We start from the raw sequence: 8,390 nt of genomic DNA, 5'->3' as shown, positions 1-8,390 counted from the left end.
GACGCGTGAGCCATCACACCTGGCGTTTACTCAACGTAGTTGATCGTAGCCGAAAGCTACCTTCGCGCAGCCCTGCCTCGAAAGCCAGTAGCCTCCGATGACCTCGACCGCGTCGGTGCGCACCAGTCGTGCCGACGCGCGGGCTTCGGCCGCTGACGGGACAGCCGGCGCCGTAAGCGGCAACGCCGCTGCCTGTTCCCGCCGGCGCGACCGTCGCGGCACGGTTCGGTCGGAGACATACGTCGTAGATGGAGAGCGCTAGGACCCGATGGCCGCCGACTCACCGACGACGACCGACGCACCACCCCCTCCCCCACCGCCACCTCCGCCCGACACCACCACCCAGGACAAGGCCGCCGCGCTCGACGGCCACCACAACGCCCACCCATCTGGCCCGGGGGACAATCAGCCGGCCGGCGGGCATACGGATTCCGGCCCAGGATCCGCCCAGCCAGACGACACCGGCCGGTCAGATACCGACCACGACCAACTGAGCAACATCCCGGGGCAGGAGACAGACAGCAGTACGACCGCCCGCACCACGACCACGCAGGACCGGTCGGCCGCCCTGGACGGCGATACCGCGCTCGCTGACGACCACGGTGTCGAACCGTCCGGGCACGACGAGATGCGGCCTGCCGGCAACGGCGAACACAAGCCCAGCGAACACGATGTGCCAACCCCCGAACCCGAGGGCACCGACTCTCTGGATCCGACCGACGCGCACGCCGCGCACCCGACTCGGAACGCCATCGAGGACAAGGCCGCCGCGCTCGACGGCGACCCGCTTCCCGCCACCGAGCAGCTCGCAGAACCAACCCATACCCCCGAGTCGGCCCAGCCCTCAGATATTGATCCGCAGGGTCTCGAGACGCCACCTCAGATGCCCGAACCGACGCCCGAGGCACAGACCACATTCGACGAACACACGACCGCGAACGACGCTCGCCGTGCCGACACCGATACGGCAACCGACCCGTCGCACGATACCGAGCCTGCTACTCTTCCGAACCGCACCCAGACGATCGACCCCTCGAACGCGACGGAGTCCACCGCAGCCAAGGGTACTCACGCACCGGACCGCGGTGTTGAATCCGAGCAGCTCGGCGATGTGAATCCGCAGGATCTGCCGGCGGCAACCACTGATGAACCGCCAACCGGAGCCTCGGAGATCGCAGATGGCCCCGGCCTACCCGGCCCGGAGCCTGACTCCCAACCCGCAGAATCCGGCCTGGAACTCCAGGAACCCGGCCGAGAGCAGCGTCCGGCTGAGGCCTCAGACATGCCGGTGGAAGACACGACCGCAGAAAGCGCCAGCGGCGACCTCGACCCACCGGCGGGAGGTGAGGGTCTGCCACGGTCGGAGACAGGCGTCGACACGGAAGACCTCGCGGAGGACCCAGACGATCAACCCGGACATACGGATTCCGGCGAGTCATCCGACGCAGGCACCACGCCAGCAGAGGCCAGGCCGCAGCAGTCCGACGACGCGCAGACAGATACTCTCCCAGCGCAGGACACAGCGGAGGCTACTCCTTCGAGCGACCACATCGACGGGGATGAGGCAGAGGCAGCGGCGGAGGGCGACGAGTCCGACGACGCACCCAACGGGCCTCTTCCGGACAGCGCGCGGCAGCACTCTGGCCGGTTTCCCGAGCGGGCCGGGGCCAACGACATCCTGTACCGCGCCAGCGATGACGGGACAGTGACAAACTATCAGGTGTACGACGAGGATGGACTTCCAGTGAAGCGCGTCGATCTGCAGGGAAGACCACACGCCGGAATCCCGACTCCGCACGTTGTAGAATATAATAAGCACACCAACCCGAGCACTGGCGAAATTTTCGTGAGACCCAGCCGGATGGTCAGGCCAGCAGAAAATTCGGAGATACCGTGAACAGTAGGGGCGAACAGACCTTCGTTGAACGATGGCGCTCGGACCCGGCGAACAGCGGCGAGCGAGTTTGGGCAGCTATAGACCGGCCAGGCGGCCTCGGCCTCGCCCTGGTCGTGGCCAATCTTCTTCGCCCACACTTCATCGAAGTTTGCGGCCACGTCGTGTTGGCAGAAAACTATGATGAAGGAACATTCGAGAAGTGGCGCCAGCGGCTCGGCGGAGCTACCCCACGGGTCGAAGAGATGGTCAATCTGGTAAATATAGCCGATCTTTTCCTCAATGATTCCGAGGCCACCTCATCCGACCTTGATGCGCTGGCCAGAAGCATGCGCCAAGGCTGGTCCGAGACCCTTGCCGAGAAATTTCCGGGAAGACACTTCACTGTCGAGATGACGAGCACCGAGGACAGCGATGACGGCCCAGATATCACCGCCTTCTCCATCATTGTGGAGGAAGAAGGTAAGTCAAACTCAAGTAATGGATTTTAAATCCGCCACGCCAATCAAATGGTCGATATCGAATACGCGGACGCTCTTTACGTCGTCGACGATAGGAAGCCCTCCACTCGTTGAGCATGAGGGGAACGGAGAATCGCAAGCAGGCCCCGGGTATCCACGGCCGCCGTCATGTCGAGCGCAGCACCCAGGTGGAATGATTCCCGAACTGCAGACACAGGAGGGCGGACGATACTAGCGGGGGGAAACTCTGGTGCGTGTCGAGGAGGCCGAGGCTCTTCAGGTCGAGCTGCGGGATCGGGTGCGGGCCGATATTCCTGGGCCGGATGTGGTCACGACGGTCGCGGGGTTTGACGTCGCGTACGACACCGAGTCCGACGTGGTTGCGGGCGCGGTCGTTGTCCTCGCGGCGCCGGGCTGGGAGGTCGTTGCCTCGGCGACGGTGGTGGGTCGCGCGGCGTTTCCGTATGTGCCTGGGCTGTTGTCGTTCCGCGAGTTGCCGCCGTTGCTGGATGCCTGGGAGAAGATCCTCCCAGATCTGACGGCACCGCCGGACCTGCTGGTCTGCGACGGGCACGGCATCGCCCATCCGCGGCGCTTCGGGCTGGCCTGCCATCTCGGCGTCACGCTGGACCTGCCGACGATCGGGGTGGCGAAGACGCCCTTCGTCGGCGAACACACGTCGCCCGGAAAGCATCGGGGGGATCGCTCGCCGATCGTGCTCGACGGCGAGGCATTGGGCGCAGCACTGCGCACCCGCGATCGGGTCCGCGAGGTGTATCTCTCGGTGGGGCATCGATCCAACCTGGAGTCCGCCTGCCGGTGGGTGCTCGAGCTGTGCCCGCAATACCGTCTTCCGGAGACGACCCGGGCCGCCGATCGGCTCAGTCGGGACGCCCTCGCCGCGCACCGGTGATGCCGAGTGGTGGCCGCCGTTGGTCCGTCGGCCCCGGGGTACGCCGGCCTTTCCTCATCACACCGTTCGTGGTGGCTCCACCACGGGTGAGGCGCCCGCCGTCCGGCCATGACCTCATACGCCGACTCAACCATCGGAGATGATGGACCGCGACCGTCGGTGACGGATCAAGGAGGCCTCCCCCGGGGCTCGGCGGTTCCTGGAGGGCCTGTGGTCCTTCCGGTAGGGCAAACCGGACACAAAACCGGTCAGTACGACCACACAGGCCGCCTCCGATGCAGACATCCGGCAAACGGGACTCAGGGCTGTCGCGGTGTGTGATGGCCGAGCTGGCAGAGCGAGGAGGCGACGAGGCGACGGGGTGACGGGGTGACGGGGTGACAGGGTGACGAGGTGACGGCGTGGGCGGGCGCTTGGGAGTGACGGAAATGCCCGGCGGCTGGTTGGAGGGCGGAGTTCACGCCCTCCAACCAGCCGCCTTCCCCGACCCGGTTATCCGATCACCGACCTGATCACCGACCAACTTCCGGCGGCGCCAACGGGCGCAGTTCAGCGGGTACGAGAAGTTCGCCGGAATGGATGGCTCGTCCGCAGGAGCGGACTGCAATCATGGTCTGGTCGTGTGTTGGGGGGGAACCATGGTCTTTCCGCAGAACCCGCAGAACCCGCAGAGCGGCTGGTCGATGCCGCCGGTGCCGGCGCTGCCGCCGCTGCAGCGGGTCGCGCAGGTGACGCCGAGGTTCGACGGGCTGTATGTCGCGGCCACGCTGCAGCCGGGGTGGAATCTGTACCTCCGGTTCTTCCCGTACGGGTCCGCGTGCGGCACCACCAGCAACCAGCCGATGTCCGTGGTGGCCGAGGTGCTGCGGCCCCGGCCGCCGCTCGGCGGCCATTACCGCATCGCCGGCCCGCAGATCACGGTCACCAGCACCAGCCGGGACGGCCAAGTCGACTACTGGGGTGAGATCCGCGGCGACGGCCTGGAGATGCGGCTGCACCAGCGCGACCACAACCAGGGATACGAACGCTTCGACGTCTGGCAGTTTCTCCCTCTCGAGGGAGCTTCCGCTCCCGGCACGGCCCGCCGAGGGCTGGGGAGGTGGCGGGGAGGCCGTCGACGCTAGGTCGTGTCCACCGACCGTGCTCGTATCGGCTGGAGGCCGTCGTCCGCTCGGATCAGGGAGTGGCGCGGTAGCCGACGGTCACGTCGCCCGAGGAGGTCGTGGCGCGCAGATGGCGCGATGCGCCTGGATCACTGCGAATCGACACCTGACGATCCCCTTCCTGGGTGGAGACGTCCGCCGCGTAGGGTGGCGCGCCTGACGGCAGCAACACCTGGACGTCTCCGGCGGACGAGTGCGCGTCCACGCTGTCGGGGGCCACTGCGGCGTCCACCCGCACGTCGCCCGAGTTCGTCGAGGCCCGCACCGAGCGGGCACGCGCGTCGAATATCCGGACGTCACCGGCCGTGGTGGTGGCGTCGACATCGCCCCGCGCCGAGGTGACGGTCAGGTCGCCGGCGCTGCTGCGCAGATGGAGGGACCCGTCGAAGCCGGTCGCTGTGACCGAACCCCCCGAGGTCGACACGGTGACCCGGCGCCCCGCGGGCACGGAGAGGTAATAGTCCGTTGCGCACAGCGGGTAGGTCGGGGGCGTGCAGTGGCTGGAAATCCGTGTGGTGGTACCGACGGTCGTCACGTCCAGGACGGGCAGATGGTGGGCGACGCCACTGAGCCGCGCGACCAGGACGATGGCGGGCGGGTGTGACCGCGCGGCGGAGGCCGGAAACACCACGCCTGGCGGCGGCGTAGCCCCGTGGCCGTAGATTGCGGCGTCGTTGGGGCCGGCGGACAGATCGATGCGGGTCACCGACGTCGGCAGCACCCGGGTCACGACCCGAACCTCACGGCCACCGCTTCCAGCGGCGGCGGGCATGGCCAGGACGGCCGTGCCAGCCAGGGCGGCCAGGCCACCAGCGGCACACACCAGCGCCCGCCTGGGCCTGGCGGACGCGCGCCGATACCCCTCGCCGGCCGCGCCGACCGTGCGGCCGACGCCGGCCACGTCCGCCATGTGGGTCAGGTCAGCCACGCTGGCCACATGGGCCAGGTCGGCCAGGTCGGCGGCCCCGCCGGATGGCGTCCGTCCCGGGCGGATGCCGGCTTCCACGGTGGGGGGGCTCGCGGCGGTTTCAGGATGCCCACCAGAGCGAAAGATGAAGGTCGAGCGGATGGGAACAGCCATCGAGGGGCCTCCTCGGCGCCGGATCAGGTCGCGGGGAGCCTCGCCTGCCCGGTCGATCGAGTCAAGGAACCAGCACAGCGAGTCACGGCAGAGGCGCGGCGCAGCCCACGGCGGATCGACCCAAGCCGGCCATCAGGCCCCGCTCCCGACCGCCAGGAGTCACCCAGGCCCGGGCCGCCGTCCGGGCCCGCGGTCCGCACCGCCGTCGCTACAGGCGGCGGTTGAGCTGGAAGGCGGTGATGGTGTAGCCGGCGCGCAGGGCGAGGCGGTGGGCCTCGTGGCGGTGGGTGTCGGCGCCGAGTTGGATGTGCTCGCAGCCGAGGCGGCGGGCCTCCCGTTCGGCCCAGGCGAGCAGGCGGGTGGCGTGGCCCCGGCCCCGGGCGGGGAGGATGGTCGTCAGGTCGTCGACGGCCAGGTGCCGCCCGGTGGCCAGCGACGTCACCGGGCGGAAGCCGAGGGCGGCGGCGACCCGTCCCAGCTCACCGTCCCAGGACGCGATCAGTCGGTAGCCCTCGGGCCGCTGCACCTCGTTGACGAGCCGGACGAATCCCGTCGAGGTCAGGTGGGGTCGCAGCTGACGCATCGGGTCGAATGCCAGCCAGGTCCGGTCCGCCTCCAGCTCCTCGATTTTCACGATGCGTATTCTGTCAGCACCTTCCGTGGATGCTTCGCCCACCCGAGGCGACGGGTCGACACCATACGCTATATCCCGATTCCCTTAGGCCACCGACTCGCTCTGGTGGCTGTCGGCGAGCAGGTACTCGGACACCCAGGCGACGGTCTCGCGGACGAACCGCACCCGCCCGGCGAGCCCGACGACCTCGTGCCCCTCGTCGGGAAAAAACAGGTAGCGGCACGGCACTCCACGGGCCTGCGCCGCGGCGACGGCCTGCTCGGCCTCGATGACGGGGACGTTCGTGTCGTTCTCGCCGTGCACGACGAGCAGCGGCGCGGCGAGCCGGCTCATCCGGTGCAGCGGAGACAGCGCCCGCAGCAGCGCCGGGTCGGTCCGCGGGTCGCCGTACTTGGTGACGGCGCTGGCCGCGATCCACGGCTCGGTGTGCTGATAGAAGGTCTCGAGGTCCGCCATCCCGCAGATGTCCACGCCGACGCGGAACAGGTCGGGGAACGCGACCAGCGCGGCCAGCGTCAGGTATCCGCCGTACGAGCGACCGGCGACACCGACGCGCCGCGGGTCGGCGAGGCCGGCGGCGACGAGGCCACGCACGCAGCTCGCGACGTCCTCGATGCCGTCGAATCGGCCGTGCAGATGGTCGGCCTCCTCGAAGGAACGACCGTAGCCGGTGGAGCCGCGTACGTTCGGCGCGAACACCCCGATCCCCCGGGCGCACAGGGCCTGCACCAGTGGGTTGAACGCGGGACGATCCTGGGCCTCCGGGCCGCCGTGCAGGTAGAGGAGGGTCGGCATCGGCCCCGCTGGCGGCCCCGGTGGCGTCGGCGGGCGGTACCACCAGCCCGACAGCGTCAGCCCGTCATGCGCCGCGATGGTGAGTAGCACCGGTTCGACCAGGGCGCCCGTCCGCCCCCGCCCCGGCGCCGGCTCCTCCGCTGTGGCGGGTGCCCGCGAGACCAGACATCGATAGTCGGCACCCAGCGTCCCGGCACCCGGCAGCTCGGCGCCAAGTGGCTCGGCGCCAAGTGGCTCGGTGCCGGGCAACTCGGTGCCGGGCAACTCGGTGCCGGGCAACTCGGTGCCGACGGGATCGGTGAGGCGGCAGGTCCATATTTCCGCGGTGACGGTGGCGTCTTCCACGGCGAGTATGAGCTCGTGTTCGCCTCGACCGGCGTGCAGCGCGGTCACAACCGCGCGCGGTGGCACCGGCAGTGCGCGGGACCGACCGGTCGAGAGATTCACGAGTGAAAGCTCGCTTTTTCCACCGACGTTCCAGGCGACGACACCATGGCCCGCACCGACGGAACCGGCCACCACAGTGGAAGCCTGGCACCGGGCGGTGGCCGTGCCGGGCGCGTCGAGCAGGGCGAACCGCTCGACGTCGGCGTCGGGGCGGGCGGCGAGCTCGGTGGCGGGACCTGGCTCATCCACCGGAAGGTCGAGCAGGGCGGCCCGCTCACGCCCGCCGAGGTCGGTGACGAGCAGCGTGCGACTCCCGCCGGCGACGAACCGGCCGGACAGCACGGTCGCGGTTCCGCCAGGCAGTTCCCAGGATGCGTGGGTGGCGCCGTCCCCGGACGGCACGGCAAGACGGGCATCGACGATGAGCGCCCGGCGGACCCCCCGCGGACCCTCCCGCAGCAGCAGCCGGTAGCCGTCGTCCAGACGGACAGCGTCGAGGATCTGCAGGGCGATGCCCTCGGCCAGCACCACGCGGCGCCCGTCCAGGGTGACCAGCAGGGCCAGGGTCCGCCCGTCCGGGTCGGTCCGGTCGGACTCGGTGACGAGCAGCGCCTCGCCGTCCGGCGTCCAGCAGGCCGGGGTGGCGGCCCGGCCGTCGCCGCCCGCGAGCCGCCTGGCGCCACCGGGACGGCCACCGGGCCCCAGTCTCGCCGCGGGGTCGACGACCCGCACCTCGGTGAGCTCCCCGCCGCCGGGCGCGACCTGGACGGCAAGCAGTTCGCCCCCCGGCGACCACCGCACGGCCCGCACATGCCCGGGACCGGTGTCGACCAGCATGTCCGCCCCGGCATCCGCGGCGGTCTCGTCCCCGGCGGTAAACCCGTCGGCATCCTCGGCCCTGGGGCGGATCCAGAGCCGGGGGCCGGTCGATCCGTCCGCGACGTATGCCAGGCGGCCGTCGGCGGCGGGGGGGGGGGGGGGGGGGCCCCCCGCCCCCCCCCCCCCCCCCCCCCCCCCCCCCCCCCCCCCCCCCCCCCCCCCCCCCCCCCCCCCCCCCCCCCC

At 70.1% G+C, this 8,390-nt stretch carries 7 protein-coding genes; 4 read left to right on the top strand and 3 right to left on the bottom strand.

The window, feature by feature from the left end:
• The first annotated feature begins 268 nt into the window (after positions 1 to 268).
• The 4 genes from MXD95_RS06860 to MXD95_RS06845 all read left to right on the top strand — a co-directional run bounded on the left by MXD95_RS06860 (position 269) and on the right by MXD95_RS06845 (position 4,392).
• The gene (locus MXD95_RS06860; RefSeq protein WP_250639701.1) at positions 269 to 1,897 is read left to right on the top strand and encodes a polymorphic toxin type 24 domain-containing protein; all 1,629 of its coding nucleotides are present in this window, start codon (positions 269 to 271) and stop codon (positions 1,895 to 1,897) included.
• Complete coding sequence (locus tag MXD95_RS06855; protein ID WP_250639700.1) at positions 1,894 to 2,385, top strand: hypothetical protein; 492 nt, start codon at positions 1,894 to 1,896, stop codon at positions 2,383 to 2,385. Before MXD95_RS06860 ends, MXD95_RS06855 begins: the two co-directional genes overlap by 4 nt.
• Positions 2,386 to 2,605: 220 nt before the next feature.
• Positions 2,606 to 3,268 (top strand): deoxyribonuclease V, encoded by a 663-nt coding sequence (gene nfi / locus MXD95_RS06850; RefSeq protein ID WP_250639699.1) that lies wholly within the window; start codon positions 2,606 to 2,608, stop codon positions 3,266 to 3,268.
• A gap of 638 nt (positions 3,269 to 3,906) precedes the next feature.
• Positions 3,907 to 4,392, top strand: a complete 486-nt coding sequence (locus tag MXD95_RS06845; protein ID WP_250639698.1) for a hypothetical protein — start codon at positions 3,907 to 3,909, stop codon at positions 4,390 to 4,392.
• Positions 4,393 to 4,444: 52 nt separating this feature from the next.
• On the opposite strand, the gene MXD95_RS06840 is transcribed toward MXD95_RS06845, so the two are convergent.
• The 3 genes from MXD95_RS06840 to MXD95_RS06830 all read right to left on the bottom strand — a co-directional run.
• Positions 4,445 to 5,512: a DUF4097 family beta strand repeat-containing protein gene (locus MXD95_RS06840; protein ID WP_250639697.1), complete on the bottom strand. Its 1,068-nt coding sequence runs from the start codon at positions 5,510 to 5,512 to the stop codon at positions 4,445 to 4,447.
• A gap of 208 nt (positions 5,513 to 5,720) precedes the next feature.
• Positions 5,721 to 6,146 (bottom strand): GNAT family N-acetyltransferase, encoded by a 426-nt coding sequence (locus tag MXD95_RS06835; RefSeq protein WP_250639696.1) that lies wholly within the window; start codon positions 6,144 to 6,146, stop codon positions 5,721 to 5,723.
• 84 nt (positions 6,147 to 6,230) lie between these two features.
• Positions 6,231 to 8,390, bottom strand: a 2,160-nt coding sequence (locus MXD95_RS06830) for a S9 family peptidase (protein ID WP_250639695.1), incomplete at its 5' end; no start/stop codon positions are given.

The organism is Frankia sp. AiPa1 (assembly GCF_023243075.1).
In the GTDB taxonomy this organism is placed as follows: Bacteria; Actinomycetota; Actinomycetes; order Frankiales; family Frankiaceae; genus Frankia.
The sequence above is the reverse complement of the archived record's forward strand: the minus strand, read 5'-3'. Positions and strand labels throughout refer to the sequence as shown.